This is a genomic window from Alteromonas sp. RKMC-009, assembly GCF_003584565.2.
GTDB lineage: Bacteria > Pseudomonadota > Gammaproteobacteria > Enterobacterales > Alteromonadaceae > Alteromonas.
Map to the genome: position 1 here is coordinate 2,990,203 of NZ_CP031010.1, position 20,227 is coordinate 3,010,429.

General features: G+C 47.6%; 17 protein-coding genes and 1 tRNA gene. 4 read left to right on the forward strand and 14 right to left on the reverse strand.

Annotated features, from left to right (window positions below; all coding sequences use genetic code 11):
• Positions 1–36 precede the first annotated feature (36 nt).
• The 9 genes from DS731_RS13260 to DS731_RS13305 all read right to left on the reverse strand — a co-directional run bounded on the left by DS731_RS13260 (position 37) and on the right by DS731_RS13305 (position 9,278).
• Positions 37–1,926 (reverse strand): propionyl-CoA synthetase, encoded by a 1,890-nt coding sequence (locus tag DS731_RS13260; RefSeq protein WP_119501779.1) that lies wholly within the window; start codon positions 1,924–1,926, stop codon positions 37–39.
• Positions 1,927–2,066: 140 nt separating this feature from the next.
• Positions 2,067–4,610, reverse strand: coding sequence for a putative bifunctional diguanylate cyclase/phosphodiesterase (locus DS731_RS13265; protein WP_119501780.1), 2,544 nt, complete (start codon positions 4,608–4,610; stop codon positions 2,067–2,069).
• Positions 4,611–4,814: 204 nt separating this feature from the next.
• Positions 4,815–5,297: a c-type cytochrome gene (locus DS731_RS13270; RefSeq protein ID WP_119501781.1), complete on the reverse strand. Its 483-nt coding sequence runs from the start codon at positions 5,295–5,297 to the stop codon at positions 4,815–4,817.
• A gap of 223 nt (positions 5,298–5,520) precedes the next feature.
• Complete coding sequence (locus DS731_RS13275; protein WP_119501782.1) at positions 5,521–6,141, reverse strand: LysE family translocator; 621 nt, start codon at positions 6,139–6,141, stop codon at positions 5,521–5,523.
• A gap of 50 nt (positions 6,142–6,191) precedes the next feature.
• Positions 6,192–6,617, reverse strand: a complete 426-nt coding sequence (locus DS731_RS13280) for a GNAT family N-acetyltransferase (RefSeq protein ID WP_119501783.1) — start codon at positions 6,615–6,617, stop codon at positions 6,192–6,194.
• A gap of 13 nt (positions 6,618–6,630) precedes the next feature.
• On the reverse strand, positions 6,631–6,870 hold the full coding sequence (locus DS731_RS13285; RefSeq protein WP_119501784.1) for a helix-hairpin-helix domain-containing protein: 240 nt from the start codon (positions 6,868–6,870) through the stop codon (positions 6,631–6,633).
• 155 nt (positions 6,871–7,025) lie between these two features.
• Positions 7,026–7,562: a DinB family protein gene (locus DS731_RS13290; protein ID WP_119501785.1), complete on the reverse strand. Its 537-nt coding sequence runs from the start codon at positions 7,560–7,562 to the stop codon at positions 7,026–7,028.
• Between the two features lie 53 nt (positions 7,563–7,615).
• On the reverse strand, positions 7,616–7,933 hold the full coding sequence (locus DS731_RS13295) for a hypothetical protein (RefSeq protein WP_119501786.1): 318 nt from the start codon (positions 7,931–7,933) through the stop codon (positions 7,616–7,618).
• A gap of 433 nt (positions 7,934–8,366) precedes the next feature.
• The gene (locus DS731_RS13305) at positions 8,367–9,278 is read right to left on the reverse strand and encodes a hypothetical protein (RefSeq protein WP_119501788.1); all 912 of its coding nucleotides are present in this window, start codon (positions 9,276–9,278) and stop codon (positions 8,367–8,369) included.
• 694 nt (positions 9,279–9,972) lie between these two features.
• On the opposite strand from DS731_RS13305, the gene DS731_RS13310 reads away from it, so the two are divergent.
• Entirely contained in the window at positions 9,973–11,340 is a 1,368-nt protein-coding gene (locus DS731_RS13310; protein ID WP_119501789.1) for a phospholipase effector Tle1 domain-containing protein, read from the forward strand.
• A gap of 374 nt (positions 11,341–11,714) precedes the next feature.
• Here DS731_RS13310 and DS731_RS13315 read toward each other — a convergent pair.
• The 4 genes from DS731_RS13315 to apbC form a co-directional block, all read right to left on the reverse strand.
• Positions 11,715–11,791, reverse strand: a tRNA-Pro gene (locus DS731_RS13315).
• A gap of 110 nt (positions 11,792–11,901) precedes the next feature.
• Positions 11,902–13,272 (reverse strand): SLC13 family permease, encoded by a 1,371-nt coding sequence (locus DS731_RS13320; protein WP_119501790.1) that lies wholly within the window; start codon positions 13,270–13,272, stop codon positions 11,902–11,904.
• Between the two features lie 64 nt (positions 13,273–13,336).
• Positions 13,337–13,927 (reverse strand): dCTP deaminase, encoded by a 591-nt coding sequence (gene dcd, locus DS731_RS13325; RefSeq protein WP_119501791.1) that lies wholly within the window; start codon positions 13,925–13,927, stop codon positions 13,337–13,339.
• 91 nt (positions 13,928–14,018) lie between these two features.
• Positions 14,019–15,107, reverse strand: a complete 1,089-nt coding sequence (apbC, locus tag DS731_RS13330; RefSeq protein WP_119501792.1) for an iron-sulfur cluster carrier protein ApbC — start codon at positions 15,105–15,107, stop codon at positions 14,019–14,021.
• A 109-nt stretch (positions 15,108–15,216) separates the two neighbouring features.
• Here apbC and metG point away from each other — a divergent pair, with 109 nt between their 5' ends.
• Both metG and DS731_RS13340 read left to right on the forward strand, forming a co-directional pair.
• Entirely contained in the window at positions 15,217–17,280 is a 2,064-nt protein-coding gene (gene metG, locus DS731_RS13335; protein WP_119501793.1) for a methionine--tRNA ligase, read from the forward strand.
• Positions 17,281–17,426: 146 nt separating this feature from the next.
• Positions 17,427–18,530 carry an MBL fold metallo-hydrolase gene (locus DS731_RS13340; RefSeq protein ID WP_119501794.1) on the forward strand — a complete coding sequence of 368 codons (1,104 nt, stop codon included), beginning with the start codon at positions 17,427–17,429 and terminating at the stop codon, positions 18,528–18,530.
• A gap of 10 nt (positions 18,531–18,540) precedes the next feature.
• On the opposite strand, the gene DS731_RS13345 is transcribed toward DS731_RS13340, so the two are convergent.
• Complete coding sequence (locus DS731_RS13345) at positions 18,541–19,308, reverse strand: methyltransferase domain-containing protein (protein ID WP_119501795.1); 768 nt, start codon at positions 19,306–19,308, stop codon at positions 18,541–18,543.
• 88 nt (positions 19,309–19,396) lie between these two features.
• Between DS731_RS13345 and gloB the strand changes: the two genes are divergently transcribed.
• Positions 19,397–20,194: a hydroxyacylglutathione hydrolase gene (gloB, locus tag DS731_RS13350; protein ID WP_119501796.1), complete on the forward strand. Its 798-nt coding sequence runs from the start codon at positions 19,397–19,399 to the stop codon at positions 20,192–20,194.
• The last annotated feature ends 33 nt before the right edge of the window (positions 20,195–20,227 follow it).

Below are 20,227 nucleotides of genomic sequence, written 5' to 3' on the forward strand. Positions count from 1 at the left end.
CGTTTTATCTCTCATGCATTAAGCGCCACAGCAGCACTATGATTTGACCAGTCCCTGCTTTTGCATTATTTCCTGAATTTCCGGCACACTGGCCGGGTCATCAATGGTAGAAGGCACTGCCACCTCATGGTTTGCGGCGATCTGACGTAACAGCTTACGTAAAATTTTACCCGAACGGGTTTTAGGTAACCGGGGCACCACCACCGCACGATGAAAACAGGCCAGCGGACCGATTTCCTTTCTGATCATCGCCACCAGCTCCTGTTGCAGGGTGTCTTCGTCAATATCCACACCATCTTTCAGCAGCACTAATCCCACGGGCACCTGCCCTTTTAAACTGTCATGAACGCCTATCACACTGCATTCTGCCACTGCCTGATGCGCAGCAACGATTTCTTCCATTTCACCGGTAGATAAACGGTGACCGGCCACATTAATCACATCATCAGTGCGCCCCATAATAAAGACATAGCCGTCGTCGTCTTTAAAACCGCCGTCACCTGAAGTGTAATAATCCGGATAAGCTTCCAGATAGGCATGTTTGAACCGTTCACAATCACCCCAGATAGTCGGCAGACAACCCGGCGGCATCGGCAGCTTTATCGCAATTGCGCCCTGCTCTCCCGCCGGTAAAGGTTTACCGGTGTGATCCAGCACTTGTACATTAAAGCCGGGCACCGGTACGGTTGAGGAACCCGGTTTAACCGGTAAGTCTTCAAGTCCTGCTGGATTAGCACAAATGGCCCATCCGGTTTCAGTTTGCCACCAGTGATCGATCACCGGCTTACCGGTTTTATCAACGGTCCAGAGATACGTGGGCGGGTCGAGCCGTTCCCCGGCCATGAAAATCGTCTTCAGTGAGCTGATGTCATATTTTTCGACTAACTTTGCATCAGGATCTTCTTTGCGAATTGCGCGGAACGCCGTCGGCGCAGCAAACAGCGCCTTAATTTTATATTCTTCCGTCATGCGCCAGAACGCGCCTGCATCCGGCGTTTTTACCGGTTTGCCTTCATACACAACCGTAGTACATCCATGCAAAAGCGGTCCGTAAACGATATAGGAATGTCCGACTACCCAGCCAACATCCGATGCCGCCCAGAACACCTCACCCGGTGCCATATTGTAAATAGCCTGCATGGAATATTTCAGTGCGACAGCATGACCTCCGTTATCCCGCACAACCCCTTTCGGTTTTCCCGTAGTGCCTGAGGTATAAAGAATATAGAGAGGATCCGTTGCCTGCACCACGGTACAGGGCGCCGGTGTGGCTGTTGCCATTGCGGAATCCCAGTCTGTGTCGTCTGCGCTGAGTTCTGCCAGTTGCTCAGGCCGCTGATACACAATAACTGAATCCGGTTTGTGCGCCGACAGACTGATTGCCTCGTCGACCAGCGGCTTGTAGGGGAGCACTTTCGTCACCTCAATGCCGCAGGAGGCTGTCACCAGCACCTTAGGTGATGCATCTTCAATGCGCACAGCCAGCTCGTGGGGGGCGAAGCCGCCGAAAACCACCGAATGAACAGCGCCGAGTCGTGCCGATGCCAGCATGGCAATGACAGCCTGCGGGATCATCGGCATGTAGATAACAACCCTGTCGCCCTTCTCCACGCCTTTACCGGCAAGCACGGAGGCGAATTTTGCGACTTCCTCATGCAACTTGCGGTAGGTATACGTCGCTTTCGTTCCCGTCACCGGTGAATCATAGATAAGCGCAGGCTGGTCGCCCCTGCCGTTTTCAACATGATAATCCAGCGCCATGTAGCAGGTATTCATTTCCCCGTCAGCAAACCAGCGATAAATGTCGTTGTCGTCTTTCGACAAAATGGTTTCAGGAAAACGGGACCAGGGCAGCGCCTGCGCCTTTTCTTTCCAGAATGCTTCCGGTGATTCAATTGCCCTCTGATATTCTGTGGTGTACGACATAACGGCCTCGCGAATGTTGTTCCGGTACAATTAATGTAACCATTAATGAAAACTTTTAACTTGATTTACATTAATATAAAAACAACAAAAAGCCGCATAAGACTTGGGTCGCAAATTTTCGCCTCATGCTGACAGAGAAATCAGTTCACAAGACGGGCAATTTTTCCTTTTGCGCAGGTAAGCAGCAGGTTACGCCAGGTTTCTTCTTCCACCGGTTTGGAGAGGTAAAAACCCTGGAAGATATCGCAGCCCCGGCGAGTAAGGTACTGGATCTGAATTTCGTTCTCGATGCCTTCTGCTACCGTTCTCACGCCCATGGCACTGGCCATTTCAATGATGGTATTCACGATGGGCACGTCATCACTTTCAAAATTGATTTCATCCACAAAGTAACGGTCGATTTTCAATTCAGTAATGGGCAGCTCTTTAAGGTAACTCAGGCTGGAATAGCCGGTACCAAAGTCGTCAATGGAGAAAGCAAAGCCGAGTTGTGACAACCTTTCGATACGTTTACGTACCAGATCAATGGTGGTAACCAGCGTGGTTTCCGTGATTTCCAGCACCAGTTGCTCAGGGTTAATCTGCCACTCTGAGATCGTTTCCAGCAGCCGGTCAGAAAAATCAGCACGGGCAATATGTCTGCCACTGATATTCACAGAAAGGGTCGTTTCCAGTCCCTGAGATTTCATTTCTGACAGCAGGCGACAGGCTTCGTTTATTACCCAGTACCCAATATCCACCACGGCATCACTTTCCTCTGCAATCGGAATGAACTCTCCGGGACTGATGAAGCCCAGCCGTTTCTCATTCCAGCGCAGCAGTGCTTCAGAAGACAAAATACGACCGTGCTTGTCGTACTGGGGTTGCAGCACTAAATAGAATTCGTTGTATTCCAGAGCATGAGCAAAACTCTGACTGATGTAATTGTGTCTGTCGTAGGCATTAAACTCGTTACGCTCCAGGGTGACACGGCCGCTCGGTCCCTGCTTCTTGGCCTGCCTCGTACCGAAATCCAGAATACCGGTAATTTTCTCATAACTGGCATCCTGAGCGTAAACATAAGTCGATGCCAGCGAAGTTGATACCAGCTGTGAATGACCATGAAGGGTAAATTCTTTGCCCAGCTCACTGTGCACGCCCCACTCGATAGAATCAATCAGATCCATGGTGGCAGCATCTTTTGACTCATCAAAGGGTTCTTTAAACAGAATATAAAATTTATCCCCCAGCCCGCTGTATACCTGAAAGCGGGAGGAAATGGCTTTTTTGATGCGTCCGGCGAAAATTCGCAAAATGTAATCACCGGTCTCTTTGCCGAACGACAAATTAAACTGGGCAAAATTATCGATATCCAGCATACAACAGTACATTTGCCGTTTAGTAGTTTTCGCGGCGATGATCAGACGGCGCAAATCCTTTTCAAAGGATTTGATATTGGGCAGATGGGTAACTTCGTCAAAAAAGGCGATTTGATAAATACTGTCTACCGCCTGTTTACGCTCGGTAATATCGCGGATAACACAGACAAACTGCGACTGACTCACCTGCTCAACTTCAGACACCGACACTTCAATAGGAAAGGTTTTGCCCTGACGGTGCTTCGCTGACAGTTCTTTTCCGAAAATAGCGCCGAGTCCCGGCCGCAAGTGCTGACGGACAAACTCAATCTGCTCATCATCAGGCGGCCCCGGCAGTAAATAGGAAATGTCTTCTCCGATAACCTGCTCAGGCTCGTAACCAAACAGAATTTCAACAGTCTGGTTGGCAGTAATGATAGTGCCCAGCTCATCCACGGTCAGTACCGCATCATTCATGCTGTCCAGAATCGTGTTTAAGTATTCGATGTAATTCTGTTCTGTTTCCGACAGGCGCTTGTGCTCAGTAATGTCCTGAACGGAGCCGAAAATCTTCACGATTTCACCGTTCTGCTTTCTGGCCTTGCCAGACAATTTCACCCAGCGTTTGTGTTTTTTGCGGGTGATCACAGGCAGTTCAAACTGATAACTCACTCCGGAGGCCAGTAGCATCTGTATGGCTTTAATCAGCTTACGTCTGGCTTCAGAGGGAAAACAGGAAAGAATACGGTACAGGGTAACGCGGGTATCTCTGGCGAAATCGAACAGCCGGTAGGTTTCATTAGTCCAGTGTATTTGCTGGGTTTGTACATCGTAATCCCAGCCGCCGGTAGACGACATCTCGGAGACTTCATCAAACAGCGACAGTCTGTCGTGAAGTAACTTCAGGCTGCCCTCACGGTGCAATGATGCCGATTCGGCAATCAACCCCACACGCTCACCACTAAGCTCCAGAAAGGCCATATCGTAGTCTGATGCTTTCTGGTGCGGAAAATAACCGGCGACAAAAAGTGCAATGTCGTCGTGTTTAACAACCTGAACCGCCAGTGAAAAAAATGCTTTTGTCGTTTTATCTTTAAAGCTTACGGGCAAACAGGGAGAGGCGCCGGTTTGTTCAAGGACACAAGCGACGGGTAATGACGCGGTGTCATTCATTTGCCAGAAAAGAATTTTACCCTGTAAGGATGCTGCATGCTCCTGCTCTGCCACTGTGGCAACAATAATACAGGCGTTCTCTGCGGCGGTATTCTGAATAAGCGAATTCAGGACATCCGAAATCCGGGAACGTCCTTCATGACTTATTTCATCCGTTAACCACGACTCACCCATATACCGGCATTCCTCTCATGAATCACTAAAAATCTTTCCTGCGGCGATCACCCCCACTAAGCATAGGAAAAGAACCATTTTTCTACAAACAGAGGTTTGTAAATTGCGATATCATGCCGGAATACAACGTCTAAAAACGCGAATGGCCGCTATAAGCGGCCATTAAATGAACATTACGGATAATCCGTACCGTTTTTTTATTGATTAGTCAGCTTTGTAATCGTCATGGCAAGACTTGCAGGTACCACCTACTTTACCGATTGCCTGAGCAAATTTGCTTTCGTCACCTGCCGCAGCAACAGTCTGTAAGTTAGCAGCAGCAGACTTCAGCGCGCTGATCTTGCCTTCAAAATCAGACCAGTTTTCCCAGATCTCATCTTTTGCTTCGGTGTCTACATCAAACTTGCGGGTATCAACCTTTACGTAATCTGCCATCATGTCAGCCAGTTGTTCCAGACGCATTGCGTTGGTTTCAATGACTTCCTGATCAAACGGGATAGCGCCTTTCGCCATGCCGCCCAAAGGCCCCATGTTGCTGGCTACCAGTGTGTAGAGCGCATGTCTGTACTTGGTTGCCGCTTTCGCATGTTTTTCGTTCATTGCAGCTTCCTGAGCCAGAACGCTGCCGGTTGTCAGGCTTGTAACCACGACTGCTGCCATCAGGCCGGTCTTGAGCAGTTGCTTCATTCTTTTCTCCATTAAGATACGGTAAATGTGGTGTGTGATAGTTTACGCATCCGTCCCTGCGGACAAGCTTACCTTACCCCTGATCCGGTTGCAGTTTCCAGGGTCATAACATGTTATTTGTTGCACTAAATCTATATTCGCGCAAGGTTATGTACGACAAGCGCATTAAATACGAAGTTGAACGAATTTTCTTCACCGCGGTAACGGGACGACGCCACTTTCTTTAACGTTGCTCACTAAACGCCAGTTTCAGCCCGAGCGTAGCAAAACTGGTGGCAAAGAATTTCTGTATGAAAACACTCACCTTCTCAGACTTTAAAACCCGGGCACTGAGTAAACCGGATAACCCACCGTAAACCAGAAAAACAGCGAAGGTCATAAACATAAACACGGAGCCGTGAAGAAACATACTGGCGGCAATGGTACTGTCACTGCCGGTAATAAATTGAGGCAGAAATGCCAGAAAGAAAATAGACAATTTCGGATTCAGGATATTCAGCAAAAATCCTTTTATCATGAAGCTTACATACCCTGCCTCACCCTGCGCTTCACCGGACACTGCCAATGGCCCGGACGAGCGCCACATTTGCCATGCCAGATACAGCAGATAAGCACACCCGGCATATTTTACTACCGAAAAAGCTACCGCACTGGTATGGAATATAGCGGCCAGACCGAAACTACTGGCCAGCAGCGCAGGAATAATCCCCAGTGTACATCCCAGTGCAGCAAAGAAGCTCGCCCTTTTTCCATGGCAAAGACCCGTTGCTACGGTGTACAACACACCCGTGCCCGGCATAAGCACCACGACCAGAGACGTTAACAAAAATCCGGCTGACAGCATTGTTCTCTCCTTTTCCTTCAGGTTTCTGAATGGGTAAATGTTTTCAGATCTTAATCCGTAATAAAACGGCTCATTCCGTGTCCCAGCGGCTCACCGTTTCGCTCAGTGAAGCCGTATTTGGCGTAAAACCCTTCTTTTCCCTTTGCTGCTAACAGGCCCGCTGTTGAGCCTGCCGCGCAATGTTCTGCAATGTATCCGTTTATTGATTCCATTATCCGGGCTCCGAGCCCGAGTTCCTGAAATGCTGGATGCACGATGACATCCTGAAGGTAAAAGTACATTGCCCCGTCACCAATCAGACGCCCGCAGCCAATTAGCGTTTCCTCTGAATACAAACAAACCCAGAACAGTGAATTTTCAATACTCTTCTGGATGACTGCCATCGCCGGATTATTCCACCCTGCAGTCTCCCGCAAGTCTGCAAATGCTTTTGCTTCAGGCGGCCGGGTGATTAAAGTGATATCTGATACTGGCATGCTTCCACACCGTTCAGTTGCTGATTTCTTTTCTTGCTTGTTGGATAGCGGCATCCACTGCCTCCACCGCTTTAGTATTTGTCCAGCATCTCGATTGCAGCATGGAAGATACCAGTGCAACGACTTCTGAAGCATTGTGGCTGGCGAGTTTTTCAAAGGAATCCAGCCCGACTTCCTCAAAGCGCTTCAGCACCGTAGGGCCAACGCCTTTGATTGCAAGTAAACAACTTTTTTCTTCTTCCGTGAATGGCATTTGCCTTGTTCCTTCATCTGTGAATTTTGATTAATCGCGCTCTGCTTCAAGTTATCAGTTTCCGGTTTTGAACGCATCTGGCAATTCATTTAGATAAACTGTGCAGACCATAGTGTTTATCAGATATCTTTTTACGGATGCCTGAGATATTCCACTTAAATTTCTTCTTTGATCAGCGCAAGTAAATCGGTAACCCCAACATCCTCACCCGCCTGCGATAACAAAGTAGATACCTGACCACGGTGATGGGTTTGATGATTAAAGAAATGAAGAAGCAGACTCGCAAACCGCTTGTTAGCAGCGATGCCTTTTGTGTTCCGATAACTGAGCACGAAATTCAGATCGTCAGCGGTCAACGCACCAGTCCAATTGATTATCTGATCGTCCAGCCAATACCTGCACTCAGACAATGCCTCAAAGTCGTCATAGAGAATGTGATCAAGGCTTGCCGGATTCGGAAGGTCAACAATGTCGAGCAGCAAAGACTCACAGGATGGGTGTGTGGCGAATCGCTTCAGCCAGATAATGTCCGCTACAACAATATGATTCAGCGTGCCCAGCACAGATCTGAAAAAAGCACCGCGATCTGCCGTTAAATCTTCACGGCTCAGACGCCCGGCAGATTCATAGACCTTTAAATTCATCCACTGATTATATTCCGCCAGTAAGCAGAAATGACTTTCCAGACTCATGAAAAAAACCTTGCATGTATTTAGCCGCGAAACATTGCACTATCAGGCGACAATTACTTTAAAGACAACTTGTGTTCCCAACTTACCACAGCAGCACAGAAACCTGAGAAAACAAAAGCCAGCACAGAAATCAAAATTGCCACAACGCCTCCGAAAGCCATACCATAACTTTCATGAGTGACAACTACTCGGAGACCACTGCCGTCGTCCTCCAGAGGAAGTGGTGCAGACAGGTTCATAACAATATTAAAAACAATCAGCGCTACGCCCAATACAAATACGGCCGCAGCGGCCAGCGCAATGAACCTTGCTGAGTAAAGCAAAATACGTAGATTCCGTGTTTCTATTTTTGAGTAAGGTAATAGGTTCATAGGACGTCCTGTCGGTGGGTTTGAGTACTGACGCTATCGCTTAATGGTTAACTAATTCAGACTACACTGACAAAGCCTAAAATGGTAAGTCGCTATTTTGCAGAGGTTCACAAAACAGTCAGAAGGCCGTTTGGGCCGTTAAACATCAGCTCCATTACAACACCGTCTTCATCATCCTCTTCGGTCACTACAAAATCAAACTGTAGATAGAACCTACGCATTGCATGATGACCGGGCATAGAGACTATGCCGTATCTGTTGCAGGCTCGGAGATGCTTGGAAGGACAGTCAGGCGGTTGTCTTTGCATAGGACTAGGAGTGAGTCCAGAAACATCACGATCAGAAGTAAAATCACCAGCAGAACTCGTTAGGCTATAGGGGGAATCGCAGAGTCCGTCTTGTGGATTAGCCTTTCAGATTTTTGCAGTGAAAATTATCCGATAGCTACGCTATTTAATTTCTCTACAAATTCATCCGTGAAAGCTAAACTTTTGGCATCCATAAAATCTATCTCGATTAACCACCCTTTGCTGATTAACTTTTTCGCATTTGAATGTACAGCGGCAGTTGAAAGATTTTGCCTTCCACCATTAAGGATAGTAAGTTCCTGTATTTTCCACGGCTCTGGGTATCTTTTTACAATCATCTTGATGATTTCTGCATAAGTGGAAAGTTCCTTGCTATGCAGGGTATCGTCTTTATCTAAATCCATCTCCCTAGCGAGTATATCTTCAAAGCGGAATTTACCGTCTACGGATTCTATGACCTTATATACGTCTGGAATTAATGTTGGCTTTTCGTCGCTCACTGTCATATCAAATTTGCTGCTATTCGACGAACTAAATCCAGTACTTTTAGCCCGACGAAGTGATTCTGTCTGGAAGTTAAGCGACTGACTAAGTGAATCAATTTCGTCGTCTTTTTCTTTTAGCGCAGCTTTATACCGCGCCTCCTGTCTAGCCATGCTTTCAAAAAGCCGTCTTTGGTCTTCTTTGGAAATCGGTATGCGGTTCTTTATGAAATAGGAAGAGCCTCTTTTACCTAAGTTATCCATTGCAACCCAAATAGTGTTGGTTAAGTGCAGCAATAATGGGTATATAATGATGTAAGTTGCAGTAAACGCAAGCGGAAGGTAAAGATTGGGAAAAACATCAATATAGTACAGTTCGATATGCCTAATTTTGTCCGCAACATCTTCCGAACTAAAGAGGAAATAATAAACCAGTTTCCAATTAATCAGCACCCATGAGATAAAGAATGTACCGACTATAGGACTAGAGGCGCGCTGTTTTACTGCTCCAAAAATATCTCTAAAGTGCTCACTAAGTATTCTTATTATGTCCATTCGGCTATCCGTATTATTGTGAATCCTTATCTTCTAGGCATTGCCACATTATCATATTAAATCTCTACATAGTGCACCTTATTACTGAAAACTACGTGAAACCTGAGCGACTTCCTTCAGCCTTACCTTGCATCATTTACGTCGCGTCGCCTGTTCCTTAATCAATTAAAGCCAATTTCGGCTTCAAACAACTAGCCTCTGGTATATTCTCGAAATACTGCCAGAGAGTGTCTTTGTGCTAACTGTAAAGGTTGTAGGTCATGGAGGTTTCTTAAGTCTAGCTAACTTAACAGCGATTTCTTTAGGTTTTCGGATCATACAGATTACATTAACGGCATCAATGTTTCGATCGGCTCTATCCGGTAGGGTTTGGCATGATTGAGATAGCTATAGCCTTCGCTATGACCTCATTTATTGCAGCAAGAAAATAGAGAAGCGAATGACACTAGCTCCCCATTTTTGGGGGTTTTACAACATTTATATATATTTACTGACTAAAAATTATCCTTTCAATAACGTTACGCCTTGAAAATTAAGAGCCGCACCGCCCAAGGTAATATCACAAAACTGAGCCAAACCGGTATCAGAAGTTCTGGAACTTAAGACATACCTATGAGGTTTAAGGCAACAACCCATTGAACAAATTTTATACACATGTATATTTATAGCTGACACTTCAAAACAGGGAAAGTTAATGAAATACATTCTATTATGGGTATGCCTAGTTTGCCTAACGGCCTGCGAGTCGACCACTTACCAATATGTTAATAGTTGCGAATCTACACAGAATTTCTCTTGCACTACAGACAAACCCAAGAATATCGCCATATTTTTTGATGGGACTGGTAACACTCCCGAAAGCGACACAAATGTTTATAAACTTTATCAAATGCTTTCAAAAAATAGCGAAGAAAAAGTGCCGTCTATGTACATAGAAGGAGTTGGAACAGAATGGTATAGATTTATTTCGGGGAACCTTTTTGGGAATGGAATGAAACCAAGATTAGTAGAATCTTATAAATTTATTCTTAACGAGTACAAGAGTACCGACGAATCTTTATACCTATTTGGTTTTAGTAGAGGAGCATACAATGCCAGGGCCTTAGCAGGTTTACTTTATACCGCTGGCTTAGCTGATACAAATAACTTAAATGCCGAAGAAGTTGACACATTAGCCAACAAAATCGTGACTGCATATCTCAAAAAAGGCGATTACGAAAGTAAACGGAAAAGAATTTCTTTAGTTAAAGGTTTCAAAAAATCCACTGTCGAGCCAAGAGTAAGATTTTTAGGCGTTTGGGATTCAGTTTCAGCACTAAGCTTGAAAAAAAGTAACGAAACCTTACTGAAAAAAACATCTAAGGTTTATGTTGATCAGATATGTAATATAGAAGCCATCGCGCACGCTGTTTCCATCGACGATAATCGTGGAAAACGTTTTACCCCTGAATTAATGACCATCTCGAAATTGGCTACATTCTGCGATTTACCTACCGAAGATCTTCAGAGTGATATTGTGGGTCTATATATTGCAAACAAAGTCGATGAAGTTTGGTTTTCTGGTGCTCATTCAGATGTGGGTGGCGGATATAGCGACGCAGGACAGAGCCCTTTGAGTGATGTTTCCCTTGGCTGGATGTTAAGAAAGTTGGAAACAGAAGCTCCCGATTTTATTCCTAAAAAAGCCAAGATTGATTTAGCACCTGATCCTCTGGCTCTTTCACACATTGGCGAAGAATCACTTCCCTTAAAAGCATACTTAAATTGGAACCGTAATATTCCGTGGTTACTTTCTGATGTAGTACATCCTAATTTGCGACAAATGAAAGTTCATTCGAGTGTTCTGTGGAGATTAAAAAATATACCTCGCACATTCCGCGAATTTGCTTGGGTACCAGATGATATGTCCGAGACAAAGAATTTTGATGGGTGTTTTACAAAGATTCCTTTACCTGACATAGATACTTTCAACGATCTTACAAAAGCGGATTACACTCTTGAATATCGAACCGAAAAAAAATGCTTTCAAGTAATTGAACCTAATTTATATAATTGGCAGTGAGCAACGATTTCAAACCTAATTTTTTAATAAAAAAGGGCTGCAAAGCAGCCCTTAAAGTTAGTCGATCTGTTCAGCCCATTCATCAATAGCTTCTTCAGAGAAAAATCATCGTTTATTTATTCCGAACACCCGCTCAAATTCCAAGTTATCAACTAAGTCGGAATTGATGAACTGGTTTATTTGAAATTCAGACCTGCACACATCCCGCACACCTGAAATAAGATCAATTGGGTTGCGAGTTAAACAACAGAGTCAAAAGCGAAAATCAATAGACTAACGACTACTGTATATTGTGACAATTATGGGACAGTTTTGGTACGCTCTTTTTACGAGCAATCAATGATTAGGGTAAGTCATTGAAAAATAGGAGAGATTGGTCGGTGTGAGAGGATTTGAACCTCCGACCCCTGACACCCCATGACAGTGCGCTACCAAGCTGCGCCACACACCGACCGAAAGAGCCGACAAGTCTACTTATTTTTCTTCACTTTGCAACGACAAATATGCGCAGTGATGACTGAACGTCTAAATGATGAGCAAATCCCTGCCGGGGCTGCGGTTTTAGCCCTGTAATGTGAGGTAACACACCACGGTGACGACACTGGCGACAATGACATTCAGCACCATCCCTTCCCTCGCCATGGTTTTAATATCGAATTTTCCGCTGGCATAGGCGATAGCATTTGGTGCTGTGGCAACGGGCAGCATAAAAGCACAACTGGCACTGATGGCGGCAGGAATCATCAGCAATTTAGGGTCAACGCCGACGGCGGTGCCGGCAGCAGCGAGTATAGGCATAAGTAATGTAGCTGTGGCGGTGTTGGAAGTAATTTCTGTCAGGAACGTTACGAACAGGCAAATAGAAAACACCAGCAGTAATACAGGCAAAGTAGACAGGCCCGTCAGCCACTCGCCCATAAGCAGGCTTAACCCTGAGGCTTTAAATGCTTTGGCGATGCAGATACCGCCGGCAAATAACAGCAGCATACCCCAGGGAATATCGTTGGCAGTGGGCCAGTCGAGCAACTTGTCATTGTCCGGCTTTCCACTGTTCACCATAAACATGGCAACCACCCCAGCGACAGCGATGGTGCTGTCACTGACGGTGGTGATCCCCAGCCAGCCTGTCCAGAACGGCCTGAAAATCCAGGCCATTGCCACGGTACCGAATATCGCCAGTACCCGTTTTTCAGCGGTGGTCCAGGCACCGGGCTGTGGTAAATCAATGTTGCCGATGCTGCCCAGACCGCGTCCGAGCCACATGGCCATAGCCGGAATTGCCAGCAGCACAATGGGTACACCGGTTTTCATCCATTCAATGAAGTTATATTCATTGCCCTGCGTTTCTTCATACACGCTCATAAAGATGATATTCGGCGGTGTGCCGATGGGGGTACCGACACCACCAAGGCTGGCTGCGTATGCAATACCGAGGATCAGCACAATACCAAAGCGGGTATGTTTGGTTGCGTTGATGATGGCCATTGCCATGGGCAGCATCATCAGCACGGTAGCGGTGTTACTGATCCACATACTCAAAACGGCGGTTGTCAGCATGAAGCCCAAAATCAGTTTCATGCCGCTGCCCATACCGGTAAGGCGCAGCATATAAATCGCGAACCGCTTATGCAGATTCGCTTTTTCCAGACCCTTCGACAGCATAAATGCAGCCATCAGCAGTATGATGACATGGCTGCCAAGAGATGATGCCGCTTCGGCATGGCTGATTACGCCGGCGAGCGGAAAAAGCGCAAAAGGAATGAGTGACGTAGCAGGAATAGGCAACGCTTCGGTTACCCATAATATGGCAACAAAAGCGGTGATTGCAGTTGTGGACGCAATGTCAGCGGGCTGGCCGGCGAAATGCAGACCAAAGCCTGAAAGCAACGCAACCAGCGCGGCAATGAAAAGGGTGAGACTGCTTTTTATCATTACCGGGCTCCGTTTCTTGTAAGACGAAAACTGACAGAGTATTCGGGGTTAAACTACGAAAGGCTTATTTATCGTCATCAGATGTAATTCGGCTGGCAACAGCACCGGCCTGCCCTTTGTATTTGGCATCTGCACGGGCGTTATACGGTTTTTCTGCCGCCTGAGACAACACTTCAAAACTCAACGCGCCGATTTTCATCATCGGACGCAAAGCCAGAGGTAACTTACCACTGTTATAAAACTCAAGCACGATATTACCGGACCAGCCGGGATCAATGCGGTGCGCAGTCACGTGCACCATCAGGCCGAGCCTTGCCAGTGAGGAGCGCCCGTCCAGCCAGCCGACGATATTGTCCGGCAAGGTTACCGATTCATGGGTAATGGCCAGGGCGAGTTCCCCCGGATGCAGAAAGAATGCCTTGCCTTCAGGCAGCTCAATTTCATCACTCATCACAGAGTTAAGGGCTTCCTGAACTTCGGCTTTAGGTCCGCTCAGGTCGATATAAGGTGCCTGATGGTCTTCAAAAACGCGGAATTTATTCCCCAGGCGCATATCCACCGTCACACCGCTGATTTGCTCATACCCGGGTGTAGGGTCGATTTTAATTTTGCCTTTCTGAAGATAATCGTAAATATCACGATCGCATAAACGCATAACACATGTCCTGAGGAGGGAAAGAAAACAGCGCGTATTATGCGACTTTGCTTAAAGCCGCACAACCCGCCATAACTACCGTTTTATGCAGTTATAACTTTGTCAGCCCGATGGTTTCACCGCGAATGTAACTTTCAGAGCTGCGGGAAGGTAATGTAAGCGCCATTTGCATGGACAATGCGCGGGCAGCTTCACGGTAAGTACCAGCCAGTTCACTGTCCGGTTTGTCTGCCACCAGCGGTTTACCTAAATCAGCCTGTTCTCGGATAGACACATCCAGCGGCAATGCGCCGAGCAACGGTAAATTGTAACGTTCGGCCAGCGCTTTACCGCCGTCCTGCGCAAATAAATAATCCGTGTGACCGCAAGAAGAACACTGGTAATAGCTCATATTCTCAATTAAACCCGCCACCGGCACATTTACCTTATTGAACATGGAAATGCCTTTTTGTGCATCAGCTACGGCTAAGTCCTGCGGTGTGGTGACAATCACGGCAGCGCTCAGAGGCACCTGCTGCGCCATGGTCAACTGAATATCACCGGTACCCGGCGGCATATCCACAATCAGATAATCCAGTACCGGCCACAACGTTTCATCCAGTAACTGTTTCAGTGCCCTGCTCGCCATAGGGCCGCGCCATACTGCTGCGTCTTCTGCCGGTACCAGGTATCCGATTGAGTTCGCCACCATGCCCCAGGCTTTCAGCGGTTGCATATGTTTGTTATCGCCGCTGACCGGATGATCCTGCGGATTGCCAAGCATAATGGGCACGGATGGGCCGTAAATATCCGCATCCAGAATGCCCACTCTGGCGCCTTCCTGCATCAGCGCAAATGCCAGATTCAGACTGGTGGTTGATTTACCCACCCCACCCTTTCCGGATGCGACCGCTACCACGTTACGGATATTCGTCACCGGCGCGATAGCGGTTTCTGCGCCGCGAACCTGTTGGGAAATGGCCAGCTCCACCAGCGGAAAACCGGCTTGTGATAATGCCTGTGTGACGGTTTCTCTGATAACGGCATGTTGAGTGAGCGCACAGAATGGTAGTGTGACCGACAAACAGCCGTTGTCTACCTCACACCACGGTTGGGTTTGCTCTGTGCTTAAGGCATAATAATCAGCCAGACTTTGTGCGGCGGTTTGCGCCAGCTTGTCACCCTTTCGGGAAAAGAACATAATTCACCTTTAAAATGCGCGGTCGCGCTATTTACGTAATGCAAAAGCAGCGCGATTCCGCTAGTATTTGCAGCCATTTTTCAACGCTTGAGAACAGAAACATAATACTATGTCTGAAAACACGTCGACTTCTGTTGCCGGAAACAATGCGAAACGCCGTATTCTGGTAACCAGTGCACTGCCGTATGCTAACGGCTCTATCCACCTCGGGCACTTACTTGAGCATATCCAGACCGATATCTGGACCCGTTTCCAGCGTCTTCGCGGCAACGAATGCTACAGTGTTTGCGCCGACGATGCTCACGGCACGCCTGTTATGCTGAAAGCACAGGAGCTGGGTATTACGCCGGAAGAAATGGTCGCCCGTACCCGTGCAGAGCACCATCAGGATCTGCAGGACTTCTACGTTGATTACGACAACTATTATGTGACTCACTCGCCGGAAAACAAGGCGTTGTGTGAAACCATTTATAACCGTCTTGATGAAGCAGGCTACATCAGCAAGCGTACCATCAATCAGTTGTATGACCCGCAAAAAGAAATGTTTCTGCCGGACCGTTTCGTAAAAGGCACCTGCCCGAGCTGTAATGCGGAAGATCAAAACGGCGACAGCTGTGATGTTTGCGGCGCAACATACAGCCCGACAGAAGTGAAAAACCCGCGTAGTGTAGTTTCCGGCGCGACGCCAATACTGAAGGAATCTGAGCACTTCTTCTTTGACCTGCCGCAATTTGAAGGCATGCTGAAAGAGTGGATCCGCTCCGGTGCAATTCAGGCTGAAATGGCGAACAAGCTTCAGGAATGGTTTGAAGACGGCCTGCAGCAGTGGGATATCAGCCGCGATGCACCTTATTTCGGTTTTGAAATTCCGGGCGCGCCTAACAAATTCTTTTACGTGTGGGTAGATGCGCCGGTTGGTTACATGGCCAGCTTCCAGAATTTCTGTGATCAGAATAACGTTAACTTTGACGATTTCTGGAACAAAGACACTGACACAGAGCTGTATCATTTCATCGGTAAAGACATTACGTATTTCCACTGCCTGTTCTGGCCTGCCATGCTGGAAGGTGCCGGTTTCCGTAAACCTACCGGTGTGAACATTCACGGATTCGTGACAGTAAACGGCGCGAAAATGTCCAAGTCCCGCGGTACATTCATTAAAGGCCGTACCTATCTGGACCATCTGAACCCGGAATACCTGCGTTATTACTTCGCATCCAAGCTGGGTGACGGTGTAACGGATATCGACCTGAACTTTGCTGATTTTGCCCAGAAAGTGAATTCAGATCTGGTGGGTAAAGTGGTCAATATCGCCAGCCGCTGTGCCAGCTTCATCACTAAACGTTTTGACGGCAAACTGTCAGATACGGTACTGGACAAAGAGCTGATGGCAGAATTCCATGCCGCATCAGAGAGCATCGCCACGCACTTTGAGAACCGTAAGTATCATCAGGCAGTGCGTGAAATTATGGCGCTGGCTGACAAAGCTAACCAGTTCATTGATGCGAACGCGCCGTGGGTCACCATTAAAGACGAAAGCAAGCAGCAGTTTACCCATGACGTGTGCTCACTGGGTATTAACATGTTCCGTATTCTGGTGGCTTACCTGAAACCAGTATTGCCTGTACTGGCAGAAAAAGCGGAAGCTTTCCTGAACGATACGCTGACCTGGGAAAGTACACAAACTGTTCTGACCGGTCATGAAATCAATAAATTTAAAGCCATGATGCAACGCATCGAAATGGATAAGATTGACGCAATGGTAGAAGACTCAAAAGAAAGCCTGGCTGCAGCAAATGCGTCGAAATTAGATCCTGAAAGCCCGCTGGCGAAAGATCCCATCAGTGAAGAAATCACGTTTGATGATTTCGCGAAAGTGGATTTCCGCATTGCCCGTATCGCTAATGCCGAGCATGTGGAAAAAGCTGACAAACTGTTGCGCTTAGAGCTGGATTTAGGCGGCGAAACCCGTCAGGTATTTGCCGGTATCAAGTCAGCCTATGCCCCTGAAGACTTAATTGGTAAGCACACCGTGATGGTTGCCAACCTGGCTCCGCGTAAGATGCGTTTCGGTATGTCCGAAGGCATGGTACTGGCGGCAGGTCCGGGTGGTAAGGACTTGTATATCCTTGAGCCACACGAAGGTGCCAAACCGGGTATGCGCGTCAAATAATACGCTGTGCAGTACGCACCTGAGAAGGTAACGTCGACAGTAAACGAAAAACGGTGTTCAGATGAACACCGTTTTTTTATGAATAAAATTCACAGGTCAATGCTTTTCAAAAAGGTATACAGCAGAGGCAGCGGATAATATGCTTTGTGCAAACCACTTCTGCCTCAATCACAATGATTTTTGTAAAACCACGGGCCGGGATTTCAGTAAACGTACTGGCCGGCACAGCATGTCTTCTCACATTTCTTTTAAGCGGTTGCAGTGCCGTACCGGCTTCTTCCGCCACTACAACTGATGCCGGACAAAAGGTTTCAGCTCCGGCATTTGAAGTGATCCCGCTGGGCACAGCAGGCGGGCTGGATGAAAGCAATTTATCGTCTTATCTGATATCGCCCGGGTACAACCACCGTTATATCGCATTCGACGCAGGCTCAGTAATGGCAGGCCTGAAAGTGGCTGCGGCAAACGGTGCTTTTGCGACTTTGCCTGTACAAACGGATTTAACTGTTGAGGGAAATGTACTCACCCGACATATCACCGGTTATGCACTTTCCCATGCTCACCTCGACCACGTAGCCGGCATGGTGATTAACGCTACGGACGATACGCCGAAACCTGTTTATGCCATGCCTTTCACTATTAAAACGCTGAAAGAAAATGTATTTAACTGGGCGCTGTGGCCCAACTTTACCAATGAGGGAAGCGGCTACAAACTGAACCGCTACCGTTATACCTACATGCAGGCCGGTGAAGCGCAAACACTGGGTGACACTGGTTGCTCGCTTACCGCCTATCCGCTGTCCCATGCCGGTGCAGACAAGTCTTCAGCGTTTTTATACCAGTGTGATGACAATGCCGTGCTGTATCTTGGGGATACCGGTCCTGATGCAGTGGAAAGTACCGGCCAGTTAGCCGGCTTGTGGAAAGCCGTGGCACCACTGATAAAAAGCGGCCGGTTAAAAGGCGTGTTTATCGAAGCGTCCTATCCTTCAGACAGAGAGGACAACGCGCTGTTTGGTCATTTAACACCGGCATGGCTGATGCGGGAACTGGACACACTGGCAGCACTTACCGACAGTGAAAATCCGGTAAGCGCATTGCGGGGATTAAAGATCATTATCACCCACATAAAGCCGTCTCTTAACAAACAGGAAAACACCCTGCTGAAAATAAAATCCGAACTGGAAGCGCTTAATACACCGGGTGTAACGCTGATTTTTCCGCAGCAGGGAGAACCCTTCTACCTCTGACAACTGCCGGTCAGCCCCTGCTTCCATCACGGCCTGCAGGGGTTGCATTCTGCACCCGCATACTGGCACCCACAGCGGAGAACCGGGGTTTGAGTTTCCATGCGGGCTTGATGGTGGTCATGGGGATCACCCGTTTACGGGCAAGGATCACATACACCGAGCTGCACCAGGGAAAATAGCGGGTAATGCGGTTATGCCAACTGGCAGGTAGAGAAAACTGTTTTTTAATAAACAGCATGGAAAACAGAATATGGCGGGTTTCAATAATTTCGTAGCCCAGTAACTGTAACCAGTCTTTTACCCGGCCTGACGAGAAGAAACGTGCATCATGCAGCAGGTTGCCCCGTTTCAATGGCAGATATTTGCCGATGCCGGTGAGGCTGTACGGGTTAAACCCGCTCAGAATAATGTAACCGTCCTGCGTGATACAGCGGTCAACTTCCCGTAATAACTGATGAGGATCCTGACAAAAGTCCAGTTCGTTTGCGAGCAGAAACCCGTCGATGCTGTTCTCAACATAAGGCAGTTCAGTGGAAAGACTCAGCACAGATGTAGCGTCGACCTGAACAGGTGTCTGACGGATTTGGTGTTTAACGTTGCACTTGCTTAACGCAATTTCACTGCTGAGTGTTCCCAGCTTGACCAGATGATAGCCGAAGATACGGGCAGAAAAGCTGTTACTGACAGTCTGAACAGCATCTTTAATTGCCTCACCTGCCGGTAGCTGAGCCCAGGATTCGGGGTAACCGGGCGGTTTAGAACGGTATGCCAGTCTCATTAATATTCAGGCTGATCCAATTAGTTGCGACACTGCTATCTAATTTCTATAGTATCGCATTAATACTGATAAACAAGCAGGATTCCCCATGAACAGGATGTCTGACGCCCTTCCCGACGGTGTACAAATCAGCGCTATTCCCGCCTTTACTGACAATTATATCTGGTGTTTGCACAACCAAACCCATGCAGTGGTTGTGGATCCGGGCGATGCAGAACCTGTACTGGCATTTTGTAAGCAGAATGGACTCAGTCTGGAAGCCGTGTTGATCACCCATCACCACCGCGACCATACCGGCGGCATCGCCAGACTGGCCTCCGCCAATCCTTCATTACCGGTTATCGGCCCCGCCGGCGGACATATTCGAGGCATTACCCGCTCTGTGGATGAAGGTGATGACATTCATCTGAATGTAGTGAACTGTGCGTTTACGGTCATGGAACTACCAGGCCATACCCTCGATCATATTGCATTTTATGGTCACGGACTGGTGCTGTGCGGTGACACATTATTCTCCGGTGGCTGCGGACGTCTTTTCGAAGGCTCGCCGGCGCAAATGCACCATTCACTGAACAAATTAAAACGCTTACCCGATAGCACCCGTGTGTTCTGTACTCATGAATACACACAGGCCAACATGCAGTTTGCCCTCGCGGTAGAGCCTGACAACGAAGAATTGCAGCAACATGCGAACCTCGTAGAAAAGCTGCGGTCTGAAGACAACATTACCCTGCCCTCCAGCATGCAAAAAGAAAAGGCCATTAACCCCTTTCTGCGCAGTCACAAAGCTTCTGTGGCAGCCGCTGCATCACAGTGGCAGGGAGAAGAATTAGATGACGATACTACGGTATTTGCTGCGCTGCGGCGCTGGAAAGATCAGTTTTGATGCAATTGACGGCAACAATCGTTACACTATCAC

Excerpts from the sequence above, each read along its gene's own strand:
- DS731_RS13260 (WP_119501779.1), bottom strand. The coding sequence starts at position 1,926 with ATGTCGTACACCACAGAATATCAGAGGGCAATTGAATCACCGGAAGCA.
- DS731_RS13265 (WP_119501780.1), bottom strand. The coding sequence starts at position 4,610 with ATGGGTGAGTCGTGGTTAACGGATGAAATAAGTCATGAAGGACGTTCC.
- DS731_RS13270 (WP_119501781.1), bottom strand. The coding sequence starts at position 5,297 with ATGAAGCAACTGCTCAAGACCGGCCTGATGGCAGCAGTCGTGGTTACA.
- DS731_RS13275 (WP_119501782.1), bottom strand. The coding sequence starts at position 6,141 with ATGCTGTCAGCCGGATTTTTGTTAACGTCTCTGGTCGTGGTGCTTATG.
- DS731_RS13280 (WP_119501783.1), bottom strand. The coding sequence starts at position 6,617 with ATGCCAGTATCAGATATCACTTTAATCACCCGGCCGCCTGAAGCAAAA.
- DS731_RS13285 (WP_119501784.1), bottom strand. The coding sequence starts at position 6,870 with ATGCCATTCACGGAAGAAGAAAAAAGTTGTTTACTTGCAATCAAAGGC.
- DS731_RS13290 (WP_119501785.1), bottom strand. The coding sequence starts at position 7,562 with ATGAGTCTGGAAAGTCATTTCTGCTTACTGGCGGAATATAATCAGTGG.
- DS731_RS13295 (WP_119501786.1), bottom strand. The coding sequence starts at position 7,933 with ATGAACCTATTACCTTACTCAAAAATAGAAACACGGAATCTACGTATT.
- DS731_RS13305 (WP_119501788.1), bottom strand. The coding sequence starts at position 9,278 with ATGGACATAATAAGAATACTTAGTGAGCACTTTAGAGATATTTTTGGA.
- DS731_RS13310 (WP_119501789.1), top strand. The coding sequence starts at position 9,973 with ATGAAATACATTCTATTATGGGTATGCCTAGTTTGCCTAACGGCCTGC.
- DS731_RS13320 (WP_119501790.1), bottom strand. The coding sequence starts at position 13,272 with ATGATAAAAAGCAGTCTCACCCTTTTCATTGCCGCGCTGGTTGCGTTG.
- dcd (WP_119501791.1), bottom strand. The coding sequence starts at position 13,927 with ATGCGTTTATGCGATCGTGATATTTACGATTATCTTCAGAAAGGCAAA.
- apbC (WP_119501792.1), bottom strand. The coding sequence starts at position 15,107 with ATGTTCTTTTCCCGAAAGGGTGACAAGCTGGCGCAAACCGCCGCACAA.
- metG (WP_119501793.1), top strand. The coding sequence starts at position 15,217 with ATGTCTGAAAACACGTCGACTTCTGTTGCCGGAAACAATGCGAAACGC.
- DS731_RS13345 (WP_119501795.1), bottom strand. The coding sequence starts at position 19,308 with ATGAGACTGGCATACCGTTCTAAACCGCCCGGTTACCCCGAATCCTGG.
- gloB (WP_119501796.1), top strand. The coding sequence starts at position 19,397 with ATGAACAGGATGTCTGACGCCCTTCCCGACGGTGTACAAATCAGCGCT.